Source organism: Sphingomonas sp., from assembly GCF_030145815.1.
GTDB lineage: Bacteria > Pseudomonadota > Alphaproteobacteria > Sphingomonadales > Sphingomonadaceae > Sphingomonas.
On the sequence record NZ_JAIXHL010000004.1, the window covers coordinates 39,994 to 58,096 of the forward strand.

The window sequence follows — 18,103 nt, forward strand, 5'->3', positions numbered from 1 at the left end:
CTTAACCCTCCAGGTGCGACGTGTCGCCGAGGCGGGCCACGACCTTGGTCTTGATCGGCAGCTTCATCGCCGCACGCTCGAACGCTTCCGCTGCGAGCGGGCCAGGAACGCCGTCCAGCTCGAACAGAATGCGGCCGGGCGCCACGCGCGCCGCCCAATATTCAGGCGAGCCCTTGCCCGAGCCCATGCGGACTTCGGCCGGCTTGCTCGAAACCGGCAGGTCCGGGAACACGCGGATCCACAGGCGGCCCTGACGCTTGATGTGACGCGTGATCGCGCGGCGTGCCGCCTCGATCTGGCGTGCGGTGATCCGCTCCGGCTCCATCGCCTTCAGGCCGTACGAGCCGAAATTCAGCGTCGCGCCGCCCTTGGTCTCACCCTTGATCCGGCCCTTGAAGGCCTTGCGGAACTTGGTGCGCTTCGGTTGCAACATTGTCTCTAACCCTTAGCGACGGTCATCGCGCGCGGGGCGAACGCCCGACGTCTGCGATTCCATGTTCAGGCGATCGGTCGCCATCGGATCATGGCCCAGGATCTCGCCCTTGAAGATCCAGACCTTGACGCCGCACACGCCATAGGCGGTGTGGGCTTCGGCGGTTGCGTGATCGACGTTCGCGCGCAGCGTGTGCAGCGGAACGCGGCCTTCGCGATACCATTCCGAACGCGCGATTTCCGCGCCGCCCAGACGGCCGCCACAGTTGATCCGGATGCCTTCCGCGCCCAGACGCATCGCCGACTGAACGGCGCGCTTCATGGCGCGGCGGAACGCGATGCGGCGCTCCAGCTGATCGGCGATACCCTGTGCGACGAGCTTGGCGTCGACTTCAGGCTTGCGGATCTCGACGATGTTCAGCGACACGTCCGAGCTGGTCATCTCGCCGAGCTTCTTGCGAAGCTTTTCGATGTCCGTGCCCTTCTTGCCGATGATCACGCCGGGGCGCGCAGCAAAGATGCTGACGCGGCACAGCTTGGCCGGACGCTCGATCACCACCTTGGAAATCGCCGCCTGCGGCAGCGTCTTCATGATGTACTGGCGCATCTTGAGATCTTCCAGCAGCAGGCGGCCGTAATCGGCGCCCTCGGCGAACCAGCGGCTGTCCCAGGTGCGGTTGATCTGCAGGCGCAGACCGATCGGGTTGCTCTTGTGACCCATTATGCTTCTTCCTGCACTTCGCGCACCACGATGCGCAGACGGCTGAACGGCTTCAGGATGCGCGTCGACTTGCCGCGACCACGGGTGTGGAACCGCTTCATGGTGATCGACTTGCCGACCGACGCCTCGGCGACGACGAGTGCGTCGACGTCGAGATTGTGGTTGTTCTCGGCATTGGCGATCGCCGAAGCCAGCACCTTGCGCGCATCAACCGCCATCGCCTTCGTGCTGAAGGAGAGGATGTTGAGGGCGTCACCGGCCTTCTTGCCGCGGATCAGGCCAGCGACCAGGTTCAGCTTCTGCGCCGAACCACGGATCTGCGTGCCGACCGACAGCGCCTCATTGTCGCCAACGCGACGGGGAGCCTTGGGCTTCGACATGTTAGCGCTTACCCTTCTTGTCAGCCGCGTGACCCGGGAAATACCGGGTCGGGGCGAACTCGCCGAGCTTCATGCCGACCATGTCCTCGTTCACCGACACCGGCACGAACTTGCGGCCGTTGTAGACGTTGAAGGTCAGGCCGACGAACTGCGGCAGGATGGTCGAACGACGCGACCAGGTCTTGATCGGACCGCCACGGCCCGAATTCTCCTGAGCGACTTCCGCCTTCTTCAGGAGGTGGAGGTCCACGAACGGACCCTTCCAAACGGAGCGAGCCATGGTTTAGCCCTTCTTCTTCGCGTGGCGGCTGCGGATGATGAACTTATCCGTCGCCTTGTTGTGACGAGTGCGCGCACCCTTGGTCGGCTTGCCCCACGGGGTGACCGGATGACGGCCGCCCGAGGTCCGGCCTTCACCACCGCCGTGCGGGTGGTCGACCGGGTTCTTGGCAACACCGCGGGTCAGCGGGCGGATGCCCTTCCAGCGGTTGCGGCCAGCCTTGGCGAGGTTGGTGTTGCCATTGTCGGGGTTCGACACGGCGCCAACGGTGCCCATGCAGTCCGAGCGGATGTAGCGCTGCTCGCCCGAGTTCAGGCGAACGATCACCATGCCGCGGTCACGACCGACGACCTGCACATAGGTGCCGGCCGAACGTGCGATCTGACCACCCTTGCCCGGCTTCATCTCCACATTGTGGACGATGGTGCCGACCGGCATCTGGCCCAGCTCCATGGCGTTGCCCGGCTTCACGTCGGTCTTCTTGCCCGCGATCACCTTGTCGCCAACGCCGAGGCGCTGGGGAGCGATGATATAGGCATAGTCCGGCGTTTCGGCGGTGCCGTAGTTGATCAGCGCGATGAAGGCAGTGCGGTTGGGATCATATTCGATCCGCTCCACGGTGCCTTCGACGTCCCACAGACGACGCTTGAAGTCGATGATGCGATACCGCTGCTTGTGGCCACCCGCGATGCCGCGCGAGGTCACATGGCCCTTGTTGTTGCGGCCACCGGTCTTGCGCTTGCCCTCGGTCAGCGCCTTGACGGGACCGCCCTTGTGCAGACCCGAACGGTCCACCAGGATCAGGCCACGCCGCGCCGGCGAGGTCGGGTTATAATTCTTCAGAGCCATGTCAGTTGACCCCCTGCGTGACGTCGATCGAATCGCCGTCCTTCAGCGTGACGATCGCCTTCTTGATGTCGCTGCGCGTGTAGGGCTTGCCCTTCCAGCGCTTCGTCTTGCCCTTCTGGACGATGGTGTTCACCGCGGTGACACCGACGCCGAAGATCGCCTCGACCGCCGCCTTGATCTGCGGCTTGGTCGCTTCACCGGCGACCTTGAAGACCACCGCATTATGCTCGGAGACCAGGGTCGACTTTTCGGTGATGTGCGGCGCGACGATCACGTCATAATGACGCACGTCGATCTGCTCCTGCTTCTTAGCCATTGAAGCGCGCCTCCAGCTTTTCGACGGCAGCGCGGGTCAGGACCAGCGTGTCGTGCTTCAGGATGTCATAGACGTTGGCACCAACCGCCGGCAGGACGTTGACGTCCGCCAGGTTGCGTGCGGCGAGGAAGCCGTTGCCGGTATCCGCGTCGATCACCAGCGTCTTGCGACCGACCTTCAGACCAGCGAACTGATCCTTCAGCGCCGAAGTCTTGCTCGCCTCGAACCCGTCGAGGACGATCAGCGAACCCGCCTTGGCGTGGCTCGACAGCGCCATCTTCAGACCCAGCGCGCGAACCTTCTTGTTCAGCGAGATGTTGAAGTCACGCAGACGGGCGCCATGGGCCTTACCACCGCCGATGAAGATCGGAGCAGCGCGGTCGCCGTGACGGGCGGTACCGCCACCCTTCTGGCGACCGAACTTCTTGCCGGTGCGCGAGACTTCCGAACGCTCACGCGTCGGACGGGCGCTGCCGCGGCGATTCCACAGCTGCCAGGTGACGACGCGGTGCAGGATGTCGGCGCGCGGCTCGAGGCCGAACACGGCATCGTTGAGCTCGATGTCGCCCGATTCCTTGGCGTCGAGGGTTTGAACCTTGACCTTCACGTTCAGCCCTCCTGGCCTTCGGTCGCCTCAGGCGCCTCGACCGTGTCGGCCGGGGTGTCCGCTGCGGCGGTGTCGTTGCTGTTGGCGGCAGTCTTGATGCCGGCGGGGAACGGCGCGTCGGCATGACGCGCGACCTTCACCGCATCCTTGACGAACAGCCAGCCACCCTTCGAGCCAGGGACCGAGCCCTTGACGAAGATCAGGCCGCGCTCGACGTCGGTGCCGACGATTTCGAGATTCTGCTGCGTGCGGTTCTTGTCGCCCATGTGGCCGGCCATCTTCTTGTTCTTGAAGACCTTGCCCGGATCCTGGCGGTTACCGGTCGAACCCAGCGCGCGGTGGCTGATCGACACGCCGTGCGTTGCACGCATACCGCCGAAGCCCCAGCGCTTCATGCCGCCCGCAAAGCCCTTGCCCTGCGTACGACCCTGAATGTCGACGAACTGGCCTGCGACATAATGGTCGGCCGAAATCTCGGCGCCCACGTCAAGCAGACCGTCCGCATCCACGCGGAACTCCGCGAGGATTGCCTTGGGCTCCACTTCGGCCTTGCCGAACTGGCCGCGCTGCGGCTTGGCGACATTCTTCGCCTTGGCGCTGCCAGCGCCCAGCTGCACGGCGGTGTAGCCGTCCTTGTCCATTTCGCGACGGGCGACGACCTGAACGCCTTCGAGGCTCAGAACGGTAACCGGCACGTGGCGGCCATCGTCCTTGAACAGGCGGGTCATCCCCAGTTTCTTCGCGATCACGCCAGTGCGCATGATCAATTGCTCCTCAATACAGAGGCACCCCGCGGACCATTCCGAAGGGTGCATGCCTCAGCCCGTAAATATGATGCGAGCCCCCGTCCGGGCTGAATTCCGACCCGAAGGCAGGAAAGACGGGGGACGCAGCCCGGACCGAAGTCCGGCGGTATCCCTATGTCGTTTAGAGCTTTCGCTCCGGGGCGGCTCTTCGGATCGGGATCGATCCGGCCAGCCCTGCGCAATCCCGATGGAATCGCGAATCTCGTTGGGAGAGCGCGGCCTTTAGGCCAGCTTGATCTCCACGTCAACGCCAGCGGCGAGGTCGAGCTTCATCAGCGCGTCGACGGTCTGGGCGGTGGGCTGAACGATGTCGAGCAGGCGCTTGTAGGTGCGCGTCTCGAACTGCTCACGCGACTTCTTGTCGATGTGCGGGCCACGGTTGACCGTGAACTTGTCGATGTGGGTCGGGAGCGGGATCGGGCCACGGATCATGGCGCCAGTGCGGCGCGCGGTGTCGGCGATATCGCTTGCGGCCTGATCGAGCACGCGGTGGTCGAACGCCTTCAGGCGGATGCGGATATTGTTGTCCATGTCCCTACCAATGCGAAAGAGCGGGGCGCGTGAAACACGCCTCTTGCTGGTTCATACGCTAAAACGAAGGCGCGCCACTACAGCGGAAGCGGCGGGTTGGCAAGGGGGTGAGTACAGGAAATTCGTCGCACCGCTACTCTCTATCGTCGCGCCGAGCTCAGACCGGAGCCGCGCCGCGCTTCGATGACCTTAAGATCATCGCATAAGCGGCGAAGGATCGCTCGCCCGCTCTCTGTGGACGTGATTAGACAAGGGTCATCCCACTCGTTTTGAAATGTGAACGACTCGCCGCCAAAGTGAACCTCCGACGAAACTACGTGTCTTTCGACATTCAACGCTCCGAACTGCCGCACGATGGCCGCTCGCACGGCACCCATGTCGTCAGGCTCGAACTCGAGCGACAGGACACCATTGTCGCAGGTCAGGATTCGGAAGGGCATAGCGGACCCTTACTGAAGAAGGCCCTCCCCCGCCACGTGCAAGCCCAATCAGCGGCACACAAACAAAAAGTCCGGCCTCCCCTGGGGGAAGCCGGACTCTTCATTCTCAGCCCTTGCGGGCGTCGATTACTTGTCGATGCCGCTGACGACGCCTGCACCGACGGTGCGGCCGCCTTCGCGGATCGTGAAGCGCTGGCCGACGTCCATGGCGATCGGCGCGATCAGCTTCACGCCCAGCGCGACTTCGTCGCCCGGCATGACCATCTCGGTGCCGGCCGGCAGCTCGATGGTGCCGGTGACGTCGGTGGTGCGGAAGTAGAACTGCGGACGATAGTTCGCGAAGAACGGCGTGTGACGGCCACCCTCGTCCTTCGACAGGACGTACACCGACGACTGGAAGTCGGTGTGCGGGGTGATCGAACCCGGCTTGGCCAGAACCTGGCCGCGCTCGACTTCGTCACGTGCAACGCCGCGGATCAGCGCGCCGATGTTGTCGCCGGCCTGGCCCTGGTCGAGCAGCTTGCGGAACATTTCGACGCCGGTCACGGTGGTCTTGCGGACGGTCGGCTGAATGCCGACGATCTCGACTTCCTCGCCAACCTTCACAACGCCGGTTTCGACGCGGCCGGTCACCACGGTGCCGCGACCCGAGATCGAGAACACGTCTTCGATCGGCATCATGAACGGCTTGTCCAGCGGACGCTCCGGCTGCGGGATCGACTCGTCGACAGCGGCCATGAGCGCGAGGATCGCGTCCTTGCCCAGCTTGTCGTCCGAACCCGACAGAGCGGCGGTCGCCGAACCGCGGATGATCGGAATGTTGTCGCCGTCGAACTCGCGCTTGCTGAGCTCTTCACGGATTTCCATTTCGACCAGCTCGAGGATTTCCTCGTCGTCGACCAGGTCGACCTTGTTGAGGAAGACGACCATGGTCGGAACGCCGACCTGCTTGGCGAGCAGGATGTGCTCCTTGGTCTGCGGCATCGGGCCGTCGGTGGCCGACACGACCAGGATCGCGCCGTCCATCTGCGCCGCGCCGGTGATCATGTTCTTCACATAGTCGGCGTGGCCGGGGCAGTCGACGTGCGCATAGTGGCGCGTTTCGGTCTCATACTCGACGTGCGCGGTCGAGATGGTGATGCCGCGCTCACGCTCTTCCGGAGCCTTGTCGATGTTGGCGAAATCGACCGCGGCGTTGCCCGCGACGTTCTCTGCCAGAACCTTGGTGATCGCGGCGGTCAGCGAGGTCTTGCCGTGATCGACGTGACCGATGGTGCCGATGTTGAGGTGCGGTTTGGTCCGCTCAAATTTTGCCTTCGCCATTATTTCCTACCTTCTGAGTCAATTTCCCGGACCGCCATGGGACTCACGAGAACGCGGCCCCATAGCGATCAATTTGGATGAACGCCAGCCTTAGGCCAGCTTCGCCTTCACTTCTTCGGCCACGTTCGGCGGCACTTCGTCGTAATGCGAGAACTGCATGCTGTACTGCGCGCGTCCCTGCGTGAACGAGCGGAGCTGGTTCACATAGCCGAACATGTTGGCCAGCGGGACCATCGCGTCGACGGTCTGCGCGTTGCCGCGGCTGTCGGTGCCCTGGATCTGGCCACGACGGCTGTTGATGTCGCCGATGACGTCGCCGAGATAATCCTCGGGAGTCACGACCTCAACCTTCATGATCGGTTCGAGCAGCGTGATGCCCGACTTCTGCGCCGCTTCGCGCATTGCGGCGCGGGCACAGATTTCGAACGCCAGCGCCGACGAGTCGACGTCGTGATACGCACCGTCATACAGCAGCACTTCGAAGTCGATGATCGGGAAGCCGACCAGCGAACCCGTCATCGCGGTCTCGCGGAAGCCCTTTTCGATCGCCGGGATATATTCCTTCGGAATGTTACCGCCCTTGATCTCGTCCTTGAAGACGAAGCCCGAACCGCGCTCACCCGGGGTCAGCTTGACCTTGACGCGGCCGAACTGGCCGGTGCCGCCCGACTGCTTCTTGTGGGTGTAGTCGATGTCGACCGGCTTCTTGAGATATTCGCGATACGCCACCTGCGGCGCGCCGACATTCGCCTCGACCTTGAACTCGCGCTTCATGCGGTCGACCAGGATCTCGAGATGGAGCTCGCCCATGCCCTTGATGATGGTCTGGCCCGACTCATGGTCGGTCGAAACGCGGAACGAAGGATCCTCGGCAGCCAGGCGGTTGAGCGCGAGGCCCATCTTTTCCTGGTCGGCCTTGGTCTTCGGCTCCACCGACAGCTCGATCACCGGCTCGGGGAATTCCATCCGCTCGAGAATGATCGGGTTGGCCGCGTCGCACAGCGTGTCGCCGGTCGTCGTTTCCTTGAGGCCCGCAATCGCGACGATGTCGCCCGCACGCGCCTCATCGATGTCCTCACGCGAGTTCGCGTGCATGAGGAGCATACGGCCGATCTTTTCCTTCTTGTCCTTCACCGAGTTCAGGTAGCTGCCCTTGGTCAGCGTGCCCGAATAGATGCGGGTGAAGGTCAGCGAGCCGACGAACGGGTCGTTCATGATCTTGAACGCCAGGCCCGAGAACGGCGCATTGTCGTCCGCCGGACGCGAATCCGGGGTCTCGCCGTCGAGCTTCACGCCCTGAACGTCCGGAATGTCGAGCGGCGACGGCAGATAGTCGACCACCGCGTCGAGCAGCGGCTGAACGCCCTTGTTCTTGAACGCAGAGCCGCACAGGATCGGCACGAACGCCATTTCGAGCGTACCCTTGCGGATCAGCTTCTTGAGCGTCGCGACGTCGGGCTCATTGCCCTCCAGATAGGCTTCCATCGCGGCGTCGTCCTGCTCGACCGCCATTTCGATCAGCTCGCTGCGATACTTCGCGGCCTTCTCTGCCAGATCGGCAGGGATGTCCTGATATTCGAACTTGGCGCCCAGCGACTCTTCGAGCCACACGATCGCGCGGTTGTTGACCAGGTCGACCAGACCCTTGAAGCCGCCTTCCATGCCGATCGGCAGATACAGGACAGCCGGACGCGCGCCGAGGCGGTCAACGATCGTGTCCACGCAGAAATAGAAATCGGCGCCGGTGCGGTCGAGCTTGTTGACGAAGCACATCCGCGGAACCTTGTACTTGTCCGCCTGGCGCCACACGGTTTCCGACTGCGGCTCAACGCCGGCAACACCGTCGAAGCACGCAACCGCGCCGTCGAGCACGCGCAGCGAACGCTCGACTTCGATGGTGAAGTCGACGTGGCCCGGGGTGTCGATGATGTTGATCAGATGCTCGGGGCCCTGACCGTCTTCGGCCTTCCACTTGCAGGTGGTTGCCGCCGACGTGATCGTGATCCCGCGCTCCTGCTCCTGCTCCATCCAGTCCATCGTCGCGGTGCCTTCATGCACTTCGCCGATCTTGTAGGACTTGCCGGTGTAATAGAGGATGCGCTCAGTCGTCGTCGTCTTGCCGGCGTCGATGTGCGCCATGATGCCGATATTGCGATAGCGATCGAGCGGATGGCTGCGGGCCATGATCGTGGTTCCTTAAGGGTATGGGGAGCCGCCAGAAGCGACTCCCCGGGATATAGGTAAGAATGTTACCGGGAAAAGACCGGCAACGCCGTCATTACCAACGGTAGTGGCTGAACGCGCGGTTCGCTTCGGCCATGCGGTGCGTGTCCTCGCGCTTCTTCACGGCGTTGCCGCGGTTGTTCGAAGCGTCCAGCAGCTCACCCGACAGGCGTGCCGACATCGTGTTCTCGCTGCGGTTGCGCGCCGAGCTGATCAGCCAGCGGATCGCCAGTGCCTGGGCGCGCTCGGGGCGCACTTCGACCGGGACCTGATAGGTTGCACCGCCGACGCGGCGGCTGCGGACTTCGATGCCCGGCTTGATGTTGTTCAGCGCTTCATGAAAGACGCCGATCGGGTCCTTCTTCGCACGCTGCTCGACAACCTGAAGCGCCGAATAGACGATGCCTTCAGCGACGGCCTTCTTGCCGTCCAGCATCACGCTATTCATGAACTTCGACAGAACCTGATCTCCGTACACGGGATCGGGCAGAATTTCCCGCTTTTCGGGACGACGACGACGAGCCATCTTGAATTTCCTTCTAAAACTTCAGCCGGTTCCGGAACCTGTCCGGGGCTTACTTTGGCTTACTTCGGACGCTTCGCGCCGTACTTCGAACGGCTCTGCTTGCGATCCTTGACACCCTGGGTATCGAGAACGCCGCGCAGCACGTGGTAACGCACACCGGGAAGATCGCGAACGCGACCGCCGCGGATCAGGACCACCGAGTGCTCCTGAAGATTGTGGCCCTCGCCGGGGATGTACGAAATCACTTCGCGCTGGTTGGTCAGGCGAACCTTGGCCACCTTGCGCAGTGCCGAGTTCGGCTTCTTCGGGGTCGTGGTATAGACGCGGGTGCAGACACCGCGCTTCTGCGGGTTCTGTTCCATCGCAGGGACCTTGCTCTTGGCCTTCTGCGGTTCGCGGCCCTTGCGGACCAGCTGGTTAATCGTCGGCATGAAGCCCTTCACCTTCCAATGGTTACTTTGCTGGAGCCATGATTCCGGAAAATACGAAAGGACCCTGGCGGCCTAGCGCGGCCTCCGGGCCCTGGCGTCTCCAACAACGTTCAGCTCAATAAAGCTCGCGGGACGGAATCCCTGCGAGCGCGCGGCCTATATACGCGCGCCCCCCGACGGTCAACGGGGTGTTTGGGTGGTTGCGGGAGCGGTTTGCGGGATCCGCCACATATAGACCGTCGATCCGCCCACCTTCCGCTTCGCCTCCGGCTTCCAATCGCCCATGTCGAAGGCGTGGCTCACCACGCGCGTGCCCGGCTTCAACTGTGCGAACAGCTGCGGACGCAGGCGCAGATTGACTTCGGGCAGCAGATACATGGTGACCACGTCAGCGGAGCTAAGGTCGGTCTTGAACAGATCCGCCGCCTCGAATCGCACGCGGTCCGCGACCCCGGCGTCCTCCGCCGCGTCGCGCGCCTTTTTGATCAGCACGGGATCGAGATCGACGCCAAGTCCCGTCGCCCCGCGCTCCTTCGCCGCAGCGATCAGGATGCGCCCATCGCCCGTGCCAAGGTCGATCACCGTGTCCCCGGCCTTCACCTCGCCCATCTCAAGCATCAGCGCGACCACATCGCGGCGCGTGCTCTTGTACGGGACGTCCAGCTTCGGCCCGCCAAAGAGCGTCGTCGCCGAACAGCTGACCATCGTCGGCAGCATGCACCGCCCGCCCAGCGCGATCAGCCCCAGCGCCAGCATGGCGAGCACGAGCGCAATCAGGCGAAGTCGGGCGGCGGGGGACAGGGAACGCGGCATTGGTGCGCGGTTTCTGCAACGGCGACAGCGGCTTGTCCACCGGCCATGCGCGGCGCCAGCTTAACCCGATCTTCAGCGCAGCGCCCTATCCGCGATGCCATGTCGTCCGCCGCCTCTCGTTCCGGGCTCCCGGCCCCCTCCCCGCTGCTGGTCGCGCTGGTCGCGGCGGTGCAGGCCTGGGTGTTGTGGCCGCTCTTCACGCCGGACATGACCGCCTATCTGATCCCGTGGCTCGAGACGATCCGCGCCAACGGCGTCGCCGACGCCTTCGCGCGCCCCTTCTCCAATTACATGCCGAGCTACCTTTACCTGCTCGCGCTGGTCAGCCCGCTCGCCGCATGGCTCGATCCAATGAGCGTGATCAAACTGCTCTCGGTCGCCGGAACCGTTGCGCTGGCGCTGGCGATGCACCGGCTGCTCGGCGCGCTCGGCGTAGCGCAGCGAACGCATTGGGCGGCACTGGTCATTGCCCTCCCCTCGGTCGCGTTCAACGCGCTATTGATGGGTCAGTGCGACGCAATCTATGTCGCCGCCTGCCTGATGGCCGTCGCCATGACCGTCGAGCGGCGGCATGTCGCGATGTTCGTCTGGTGCGGCGTGGCGGTGGCGTTCAAGGCGCAGGCGGTGCTGGTCGCCCCCTTCTTCCTCGCCATCGCCATCCAGCGGCGTGTGCCGCTGGTCCAGTGGCTCGCCGCGCCCGCCGGGCTGCTCGCGCTGATGACCCCGGCCCTGCTCGCCGGTTGGCCACCCGCCGACCTCGCGACAATCTACTTCCGTCAGGCGGGTACGTTCAGCAACGACATCGCGCGCAATGCGCCGAACATCTGGTCGCTCGCCGCGATGATCGCGCCCGACAATGCCCCGCGCCTGTTCGGCCTCGCGCTCGCCACGGCGCTGGGCGCTTCCGCCTGGTTCGTCGCCAAGATGCAGATCGTCCGCTTCGACAATGCGGGACTCGTCGGCATGGCCGCGCTCGCCGCGCTGCTCACCGCCGGACTGCTGCCGCGCATGCATGAACGTTATTTCCTGCTCGCGGACATGCTCATCTTGGCATTCGCGATCGCGCGCGGCACGCGATCCGCCTTCGCCCTCGCGGCACTGGTCCAGATCGGATCGTTCGCCGCGATCACCGGCTATCTGGGCCTCGGCGCGCCGATGGTCGCGCTGGGCGCGGCGTGCATGCTCGCCGCGACCTGGATCGCTGCACGACCGCTCGCCGTCCCGAATGCAAACGATAATCCCCCAACGGGACGAAATCCGGGACCAGCCGTGCTGCAGCCGCCATTTCGCTATGATATTGAACAGCGACTCAGATTCCGGGGAAGTGGGGAGTAACAATGTTCAACAGCAACCGTTCGCGTGATGACCGTCCCAGCATGCCGCCCGCGCCGCCTGCGCCGAGCAACGGCGCATCGAAGCGCGGCATGTTCTCGGTCATCGGCCCGGACATCGTCATCACCGGCAGCATCCGCGCCACCAGTGAGTTGCACATTGAAGGCCGGGTCGAGGGCGATGTCGATTGCGGCACGCTGGCGCAGGGCGCCGACAGCCAGATTTTCGGCAGCGTCACTGCCGAAAGCGCCCGCCTCGCCGGTGCGATCGAGGGTACGGTCCGCGCCAAGCTGCTGACCGTCGAGCGCACCGCGCGCATCACCGGGGATGTCGAATATGAGAACATCACGATCGAAAATGGTGGCCATATCGATGGGCGGCTCAAGCATATGAGCGCCATCACCGCTGCACCGGTTCGCGCCGAACCGGTACAGCCGGGCGTCGCCGCGCCGGTTACGGTCGCGTCGGTCATGGGATCGAACTGAGTCCGATCCTTCAAGGAGCTGAAAGGGGCGCGTTCCGCTGGCGGGACGCGCCCCTTTTGCATGCGGCCGCGAGTCTTGGCGGCGGCTGCATCCATAATGGCGCTCACTCTCCAGCGCGCGCGTGCCGGTCACGCTAGGTTCCGGTCATCGCCGACTCCGGCGATCGGTCTCAGCGTATCGGCCACAACCCTGCCGCGACCCGGCCCGCGCATCGCGCGCGCCTGTCGAGGGGGGACGTTCAGGAGAGAACAGCGTGACGATCTATACGATTCAGAACCAATGGGGCGGCGACAGCGCGCCGTGGCATGATGGCGGCCTGTTCAGCATCGGCAACCGCGCCGGTCAGAATCCGGTCGCCCTGGCGATCAGTTCGGGCGATGGCGGACGCAGCTTTACCGGGTCGATGACCTATGAGGGCGAGGGTCCGATCGGCGTCCGCGCGACGCTGGTCACCACCAATTGCTACCAGGTCGAAAACCAGTGGGGCGGCAATGACGCCCCGTGGCACGACGCCGGGCTGTTTCTGCTGGGCGCGCGCAACGGCCAGAATGCCGTCGCGTTCGACCTCACCTCCAGTGACGGCGGCCAGACCCTCACCGGATCGATGACCTATGCCGGCGAAGGCCCGATCGCGGTCAAGGGTGCGATCTCCGACGGCACCGGGTTCAACGCGACCAACCAATGGGGCGGCGACAGCGCACCATGGCATCAAGGCGGGCTGTGGGTTCTCGGCTGCCGCCCGGACCAGCCGGTGGCTGCGATCGACGTGACCAGCCCCGACAATGGCAAGACGCTGGTCGGATCGATGACATATGTTGGCGAAGGCCCGATCGGGTTCCGCGGCACCCAGACCATGGCCAACACCTACAGCGTGCTCAACCAATGGGGCGGGAATGACGCGCCCTGGCATCCCGGCGGCACCTGGGTCATCGGCTGCCGCGGCACGCAGGGCGTCGTGGCGGTCAACGTCACCGGCACCGGCGCCGCGCTCGAGGGCAGCATGACCTATGCCGGCGAAGGTCCGATCGGCCTCGACCTGGTCCCCGCCACCGCCGACGCGCTCGCCCCCGCCTGAGCGCGACATCGCCGGGTCTGCGGTTCCTCCCGCCGCGGACCCGGCATTTTTTCCGGCCTCAGTCGCCGACGCGTTCGCCGCCCTTGATCACATCGGTGACCTTGGTCAGCACATTGACGTCCTTGAGCGGATCGCCCTCGACCGCGATCAGGTCGCCATAGCGCCCCACCTCGATCGCGCCGACATCCTTGGTGCGCCCCAGCGCTTCGGCGGCGTTGAGCGTCGCGGCGCGGATCGCTTCGATCGGCGTCATGCCATATTGGACCATGACGCGGAACTGCCCCGCAGCCGTGCCATGGGGCATCACCCCGGCGTCGCTGCCGAACACCATCTTCACCCCTGCCGCATGCGCCTTGCGGAAATTGTCGCGCTGGATCTGCGCGATCTCGCGGTCCTTGCGGAGGTTATCCTCCAGCACGCCGTTCTTCTTGCCTTCGGCCTGGGTGTAATCGGTGTTGTAGATATCCATCGAAAACCACACCGGCTGCTTGCGCGCGGCCGCCAGCTTGATCCCCTCATCATCGACCAGGCTGGCATGTTCGATCGTGTCGATCCCCGCGCGGATCGCTGCCTTGATCCCCGCCGCGCCATGCGCGTGTGCGGCGACCTTCAGCCCCCATTGATGCGCCTCATCCGCAATGGCGCGCATCTCATCCTCCGACAGCTGCTGCTGCCCCGGCTCGGTGTTGCGCGAGAAAACGCCGCCGGTGGCGCAGATCTTGATCACCTCCGCGCCATATTTGCGCTGCTCGCGCACGATCCGGCGCAGCTCCTGCGCGCCGTCGCCGACCGCGACGCCCTTCGACTTGAACGACGGCGGCAGATAGGTGCTGTCGCAATGCCCGCCGGTCGCGCCGAGCGAATGCGCCGCCGGCACGATCCGCGGCCCGGCGATCAGCCCTTCCTCGATCGCCTGCTTGTAGCCGACATCGGCGTAATTCTCGGACCCGACATTGCGGATCGTCGTGAAGCCCGCCTTGAGCATCGCCCGCGCATTCGCCGTCCCCTGGATCGCCCAGAAGCTGTCGGTGAACTGAAGGCCGGTATAGCCGCCATAGAGCGGATTGCTGTCGAGATGGACGTGCATGTCGATCAGCCCAGGCAGGACCGTCTTGCCGCTCAGGTTGATGTGCCGCACATCGCTGCCCCAGCGCACCGTGCGCGCGTCAGCGATGCTGGTGATGCGGCCATCGGTGATGAAGATCGCCGGGTGCTCGATCACCTTGCCGCTAACCACGTCGATCATCCGGTCGGCGGTGACGACCACCGTTTCGGCGGCGGCGGGCGTGGCGGCAGCGAGCATGAGCGCTGCGAGCGCGGACAATCGATAGTGCATACAGTCCCCTTGGTTTCCGCCAGCTTGACCCGCGCAGCGCAAAGATCAAGCAGGATCGAACCTGGCCAGATGCTGTCAGATGAAAGCCGCCCTGTCTTGGGTTAGCATCGCACAATGTCGATGTTTCTTTCGCTGGCATTTGCCGCCACGGCCGCCCTCGCTTCGACTACCCAGCGTGCGCCGATCACCGCTGACATCGTCGCGGCGTTCGAGCGTGGCGACTATGCGGGAGCGAGCCAGGCAGCGAGTGCTGCCGCCGAACGCTGCACCGCTGCCCCCCTTCCCGCCCCGGACCATTGCCTCGACCTGCTCAACGCCGCGGCGACCCTCGCAGGGCGGGCTGGCGACAACGCCGCATCCGAACGGCACGCCCGCCGCGCGCTCGCAGTTGCGGACGCCGCCACCCCGGCCGGACATCCCGATCGCGCAACTGCCCGCAACAATCTCGCGCTCGCCCTCAGCAACCTGGGTCGATCCGACGAAGCCGAACCGCTCTACCGCGCGGCGTTGGCGCTCTATGAAGCCGCTCTGCCACCGGGACATTCCCTTATCGCCGGAGCGCTGAGCAACCTTGCCGGGGCGTTACTCGACGTCGGACGCGATGCCGAAGCCGAGCCGCTGTTCCGGCGTGCGCTGGCCATGACCGAGGCTGCGGCCGGCCCCACCCATCCCACCGTTGCAGTGATCCTCAACAACCTCGCCGCCAGCCTGGAAGCGCAGGGGCGCACTGCCGAGGCGGAGCCGCTATTGCGCCGCTCGCTCACGATTCGCACTGTCGCCCTGCCGTCCGGGCACCCCGAGATCGCGGTCGCCACCGCCAATCTGGCGGGCAATCTTCAGGCGCGCGGCCTCAACGCGGAAGCGGCAACGCTGTATCGTCAGGCCTTGGCGATGCAGGAGGCGGCCCTGCCCGCCGGCCATCCTGCCATCGCCACCGGCGCGGCAAATCTCGCTGCTACATTGCGGGCGTTGGGACGCTTTGCCGAAGCGGAGCCGCTGTACCGGCGGGCGCTCGACATCCGCGAGCGCGCGCTTCCATCCGGGCACCGCGATATCGCATCGGCCTATGAAGGATTGGCCGCCGTGTTGAGCGACCAGCACCGCATTGCCGAAGCAGAGCCATTTTATCGCCGCGTAGTTGCCCTACGCGAAGCCGCCCTGCCGCCCGGCCATCCCGACCGCGCGCTGGCGCTCGCCAATCTCGGGGCGAATCTTCAGGCGCAGGGCCGACTTACCGACGCAGAGCCACTGCTACGCGCCGCGCTGGCGATCCAGGAAAAGACCTTCCGCCCCACCCACCCCGCACGCGCCGCCACAATCGGCAACCTCGCGGTGGTGTTGCACGGTCAGGGCAAATCGGGCGAGGCCGAAGCGCTTTTCCGCCGCGCGCTGGCGCTGAGGGAGGCGGCGTTGGGGGAGAGCCACCCGCTCGTTGCGACGAGCGCCGCGAACCTCGCCGGCAATCTGATGGGCCAGGGGAAGCGGGCGGAGGCGATTACGCTATTCCGGCGCGCGTGGCGCCTCTCCAGCGTGTGGCCGGACGCCGCCCATCCCGACCGCATCCTCGCGAATTGGAGCCTAGCCGAAGCCCTCGTCCGCAATCAGCCTGCCTCGCCCGAGGCACGGACGCTGCTACGCGCCGCAGGCGACGGCATTCGCAACCGGGTTGCGGCGCATCCGGGCTTCGACGCGGCGGCGTCCGACGAACTGCGCCGCTACGCCCCGGTGTTCCGCGCGCAGGTGCAAAGCGCCTGGACGCTCAGCACCCGCTAGGGTCAATCAGATGTGGATCACCCGCCCGTAAGCCGCCAGCACGCTTTCGTGCATCGACTCGCTGATCGTCGGGTGCGGGAACACCGTTTCCATCAGCTCGGCCTCAGTCGTCTCCAGCGTCTTGCCGATGGTATAGCCCTGGATCATCTCGGTCACTTCCGCGCCGATCATGTGCGCGCCGAGCAGCTCGCCGGTCTTGGCGTCGAACACCGTTTTCACGAAGCCCTCAGGCTCGCCCAGCGCGATCGCCTTGCCGTTGCCGATGAAGGGGAAGGTGCCGACCTTCACCTCATAACCCGCTTCCTTCGCCTTCGCCTCGGTCAGGCCGACGCTGGCGATCTGCGGGTGGCAATAGGTGCAGCCCGGGATGTTGCGCGGGTCCATCGCGTGCGGATGCTTGCCCGCAATCGCCTCGGCCGCGATCACGCCCTCATGGCTCGCCTTGTGCGCCAGCCACGGCGGCGCGGTGATGTCGCCGATCGCCCACAGCCCCTCGACATTGGTGCGGCACGCGCCGTCGGTCTTCAGGAAGCCGCGATCGTCCACCTCGACGCCCAGCTCCTTGAGGCCGATGTCCGCCGTGTTCGGCACGATGCCGATCGCGACGATGACATGGCTGAATTCGCCCGCGACCGCCTTGCCGTCCTTGCCGGTGATCGTCGCCTTCACGCCGTTCTTGTCGGCGCTGATCGAGTCGATCTTGGCGCTGGTCATGATGGTCATGCCCTGCTTCTTCAGCGCCTTCTCCAGATGCGCGGAGATGTCCTTGTCCTCGACCGGCACGATGCGGTCGAGCATCTCGACCACGGTCACATCCGCGCCCATGTCGTTGTAGAAGCTGGCGAATTCGATCCCGATCGCGCCCGATCCGATGACCAGCAGCTTCTTCGGCATTTCCTTCGGCGTCATCGCATGGCGATAGGTCCAGACGCGCTCGCCATCGGCGGGCAGGTTGGGCAGGTCACGCGCGCGTGCGCCAGTGGCGAGAATGATGTTCTTCGCGACCAGCTCGGTCACCTTACCGTCCGCTGCGGTAACGCTGAGTTTGCCCTTACCGGTCAGCTTGCCGGTGCCCATGTGCACCGCGATCTTGTTCTTCTTCATCAGGTGCGTGACGCCCTGATTGAGCTGCTTGGCCACCCCGCGCGAGCGCTTGACGACGGCGTCGAGGTCGGCGCTGATCTTCTCGGCGGCCAGACCATAGTCCTTCGCGTGCTGCATGAAGTGGAAGATCTCGGCCGAGCGCAGCAGCGCCTTGGTCGGGATGCACCCCCAGTTGAGGCAGATGCCGCCGAGCAGTTCGCGCTCGACGATCGCGGTCTTGAGACCGAGCTGGCTCGCGCGGATCGCGGCGACATAGCCGCCGGGTCCGGAGCCGAGCACGATCACGTCATAGGATTCAGCCATGTTGTTGCCCCTGGGGA

Annotated in this window: 20 protein-coding genes; 4 read left to right on the plus strand and 16 right to left on the minus strand. The window is 65.0% G+C overall.

Annotation, left to right across the window (positions count from 1 at the left end; translation table 11 throughout):
• Position 1 precedes the first annotated feature (1 nt).
• From rplP to KYX69_RS04705, 14 genes are all read right to left on the minus strand, one after another.
• Positions 2 to 433 (minus strand): 50S ribosomal protein L16, encoded by a 432-nt coding sequence (rplP, locus tag KYX69_RS04640; RefSeq protein WP_300494321.1) that lies wholly within the window; start codon positions 431 to 433, stop codon positions 2 to 4.
• A gap of 12 nt (positions 434 to 445) precedes the next feature.
• Positions 446 to 1,153: a 30S ribosomal protein S3 gene (gene rpsC, locus KYX69_RS04645; protein WP_300494324.1), complete on the minus strand. Its 708-nt coding sequence runs from the start codon at positions 1,151 to 1,153 to the stop codon at positions 446 to 448.
• Positions 1,153 to 1,533, minus strand: coding sequence for a 50S ribosomal protein L22 (gene rplV, locus KYX69_RS04650; protein ID WP_066664412.1), 381 nt, complete (start codon positions 1,531 to 1,533; stop codon positions 1,153 to 1,155). Before rplV ends, rpsC begins: the two co-directional genes overlap by 1 nt.
• 1 nt (position 1,534) lies before the next feature.
• Positions 1,535 to 1,813 (minus strand): 30S ribosomal protein S19, encoded by a 279-nt coding sequence (gene rpsS / locus KYX69_RS04655; RefSeq protein WP_066664409.1) that lies wholly within the window; start codon positions 1,811 to 1,813, stop codon positions 1,535 to 1,537.
• Between the two features lie 3 nt (positions 1,814 to 1,816).
• Positions 1,817 to 2,662, minus strand: a complete 846-nt coding sequence (gene rplB / locus KYX69_RS04660; RefSeq protein WP_300494329.1) for a 50S ribosomal protein L2 — start codon at positions 2,660 to 2,662, stop codon at positions 1,817 to 1,819.
• A 1-nt stretch (position 2,663) separates the two neighbouring features.
• Entirely contained in the window at positions 2,664 to 2,978 is a 315-nt protein-coding gene (locus tag KYX69_RS04665; protein WP_300494331.1) for a 50S ribosomal protein L23, read from the minus strand.
• Entirely contained in the window at positions 2,971 to 3,585 is a 615-nt protein-coding gene (rplD, locus tag KYX69_RS04670; RefSeq protein WP_300494333.1) for a 50S ribosomal protein L4, read from the minus strand. The genes KYX69_RS04665 and rplD overlap by 8 nt, the downstream gene beginning before the upstream one ends.
• Positions 3,586 to 3,587: 2 nt before the next feature.
• On the minus strand, positions 3,588 to 4,346 hold the full coding sequence (gene rplC, locus KYX69_RS04675; RefSeq protein ID WP_300494706.1) for a 50S ribosomal protein L3: 759 nt from the start codon (positions 4,344 to 4,346) through the stop codon (positions 3,588 to 3,590).
• A gap of 267 nt (positions 4,347 to 4,613) precedes the next feature.
• On the minus strand, positions 4,614 to 4,922 hold the full coding sequence (gene rpsJ / locus KYX69_RS04680; RefSeq protein ID WP_066664400.1) for a 30S ribosomal protein S10: 309 nt from the start codon (positions 4,920 to 4,922) through the stop codon (positions 4,614 to 4,616).
• Between the two features lie 566 nt (positions 4,923 to 5,488).
• Positions 5,489 to 6,685: an elongation factor Tu gene (tuf, locus tag KYX69_RS04685; protein WP_300494338.1), complete on the minus strand. Its 1,197-nt coding sequence runs from the start codon at positions 6,683 to 6,685 to the stop codon at positions 5,489 to 5,491.
• Positions 6,686 to 6,775: 90 nt separating this feature from the next.
• Entirely contained in the window at positions 6,776 to 8,869 is a 2,094-nt protein-coding gene (fusA, locus tag KYX69_RS04690; RefSeq protein WP_300494341.1) for an elongation factor G, read from the minus strand.
• Between the two features lie 94 nt (positions 8,870 to 8,963).
• Entirely contained in the window at positions 8,964 to 9,434 is a 471-nt protein-coding gene (gene rpsG, locus KYX69_RS04695) for a 30S ribosomal protein S7 (protein ID WP_257845146.1), read from the minus strand.
• A 59-nt stretch (positions 9,435 to 9,493) separates the two neighbouring features.
• A complete protein-coding gene (gene rpsL / locus KYX69_RS04700) occupies positions 9,494 to 9,865 on the minus strand; it encodes a 30S ribosomal protein S12 (RefSeq protein WP_019831557.1) in 372 nt (123 codons plus the stop codon).
• Between the two features lie 180 nt (positions 9,866 to 10,045).
• The gene (locus KYX69_RS04705) at positions 10,046 to 10,678 is read right to left on the minus strand and encodes a methyltransferase domain-containing protein (protein WP_300494350.1); all 633 of its coding nucleotides are present in this window, start codon (positions 10,676 to 10,678) and stop codon (positions 10,046 to 10,048) included.
• A gap of 99 nt (positions 10,679 to 10,777) precedes the next feature.
• On the opposite strand from KYX69_RS04705, the gene KYX69_RS04710 reads away from it, so the two are divergent.
• From KYX69_RS04710 to KYX69_RS04720, 3 genes are all read left to right on the plus strand, one after another.
• Entirely contained in the window at positions 10,778 to 12,013 is a 1,236-nt protein-coding gene (locus KYX69_RS04710) for a hypothetical protein (protein ID WP_300494353.1), read from the plus strand.
• Between the two features lie 2 nt (positions 12,014 to 12,015).
• Entirely contained in the window at positions 12,016 to 12,495 is a 480-nt protein-coding gene (locus KYX69_RS04715) for a polymer-forming cytoskeletal protein (protein WP_300494356.1), read from the plus strand.
• Between the two features lie 253 nt (positions 12,496 to 12,748).
• The gene (locus tag KYX69_RS04720; protein ID WP_300494357.1) at positions 12,749 to 13,570 is read left to right on the plus strand and encodes a lectin ESA-2; all 822 of its coding nucleotides are present in this window, start codon (positions 12,749 to 12,751) and stop codon (positions 13,568 to 13,570) included.
• A 58-nt stretch (positions 13,571 to 13,628) separates the two neighbouring features.
• Here KYX69_RS04720 and KYX69_RS04725 read toward each other — a convergent pair whose 3' ends face one another.
• Positions 13,629 to 14,906, minus strand: coding sequence for an amidohydrolase family protein (locus tag KYX69_RS04725; RefSeq protein ID WP_300494360.1), 1,278 nt, complete (start codon positions 14,904 to 14,906; stop codon positions 13,629 to 13,631).
• Positions 14,907 to 15,020: 114 nt separating this feature from the next.
• Between KYX69_RS04725 and KYX69_RS04730 the strand changes: the two genes are divergently transcribed.
• A complete protein-coding gene (locus tag KYX69_RS04730) occupies positions 15,021 to 16,679 on the plus strand; it encodes a tetratricopeptide repeat protein (RefSeq protein WP_300494363.1) in 1,659 nt (552 codons plus the stop codon).
• Between the two features lie 6 nt (positions 16,680 to 16,685).
• On the opposite strand, the gene lpdA is transcribed toward KYX69_RS04730, so the two are convergent.
• Complete coding sequence (lpdA, locus tag KYX69_RS04735) at positions 16,686 to 18,086, minus strand: dihydrolipoyl dehydrogenase (RefSeq protein WP_300494709.1); 1,401 nt, start codon at positions 18,084 to 18,086, stop codon at positions 16,686 to 16,688.
• Between the last annotated feature and the right edge of the window lie 17 nt (positions 18,087 to 18,103).

Bases quoted from the DNA above. Each gene is read 5' to 3' on its own strand.
- rplP (WP_300494321.1), bottom strand. From the start codon at position 433: ATGTTGCAACCGAAGCGCACCAAGTTCCGCAAGGCCTTCAAGGGCCGG.
- rpsC (WP_300494324.1), bottom strand. From the start codon at position 1,153: ATGGGTCACAAGAGCAACCCGATCGGTCTGCGCCTGCAGATCAACCGC.
- rplV (WP_066664412.1), bottom strand. From the start codon at position 1,533: ATGTCGAAGCCCAAGGCTCCCCGTCGCGTTGGCGACAATGAGGCGCTG.
- rpsS (WP_066664409.1), bottom strand. From the start codon at position 1,813: ATGGCTCGCTCCGTTTGGAAGGGTCCGTTCGTGGACCTCCACCTCCTG.
- rplB (WP_300494329.1), bottom strand. From the start codon at position 2,662: ATGGCTCTGAAGAATTATAACCCGACCTCGCCGGCGCGGCGTGGCCTG.
- KYX69_RS04665 (WP_300494331.1), bottom strand. From the start codon at position 2,978: ATGGCTAAGAAGCAGGAGCAGATCGACGTGCGTCATTATGACGTGATC.
- rplC (WP_300494706.1), bottom strand. From the start codon at position 4,346: ATGCGCACTGGCGTGATCGCGAAGAAACTGGGGATGACCCGCCTGTTC.
- rpsJ (WP_066664400.1), bottom strand. From the start codon at position 4,922: ATGGACAACAATATCCGCATCCGCCTGAAGGCGTTCGACCACCGCGTG.
- tuf (WP_300494338.1), bottom strand. From the start codon at position 6,685: ATGGCGAAGGCAAAATTTGAGCGGACCAAACCGCACCTCAACATCGGC.
- fusA (WP_300494341.1), bottom strand. From the start codon at position 8,869: ATGGCCCGCAGCCATCCGCTCGATCGCTATCGCAATATCGGCATCATG.
- rpsG (WP_257845146.1), bottom strand. From the start codon at position 9,434: ATGGCTCGTCGTCGTCGTCCCGAAAAGCGGGAAATTCTGCCCGATCCC.
- rpsL (WP_019831557.1), bottom strand. From the start codon at position 9,865: ATGCCGACGATTAACCAGCTGGTCCGCAAGGGCCGCGAACCGCAGAAG.
- KYX69_RS04705 (WP_300494350.1), bottom strand. From the start codon at position 10,678: ATGCCGCGTTCCCTGTCCCCCGCCGCCCGACTTCGCCTGATTGCGCTC.
- KYX69_RS04710 (WP_300494353.1), top strand. From the start codon at position 10,778: ATGTCGTCCGCCGCCTCTCGTTCCGGGCTCCCGGCCCCCTCCCCGCTG.
- KYX69_RS04715 (WP_300494356.1), top strand. From the start codon at position 12,016: ATGTTCAACAGCAACCGTTCGCGTGATGACCGTCCCAGCATGCCGCCC.
- KYX69_RS04725 (WP_300494360.1), bottom strand. From the start codon at position 14,906: ATGCACTATCGATTGTCCGCGCTCGCAGCGCTCATGCTCGCTGCCGCC.
- KYX69_RS04730 (WP_300494363.1), top strand. From the start codon at position 15,021: ATGTCGATGTTTCTTTCGCTGGCATTTGCCGCCACGGCCGCCCTCGCT.
- lpdA (WP_300494709.1), bottom strand. From the start codon at position 18,086: ATGGCTGAATCCTATGACGTGATCGTGCTCGGCTCCGGACCCGGCGGC.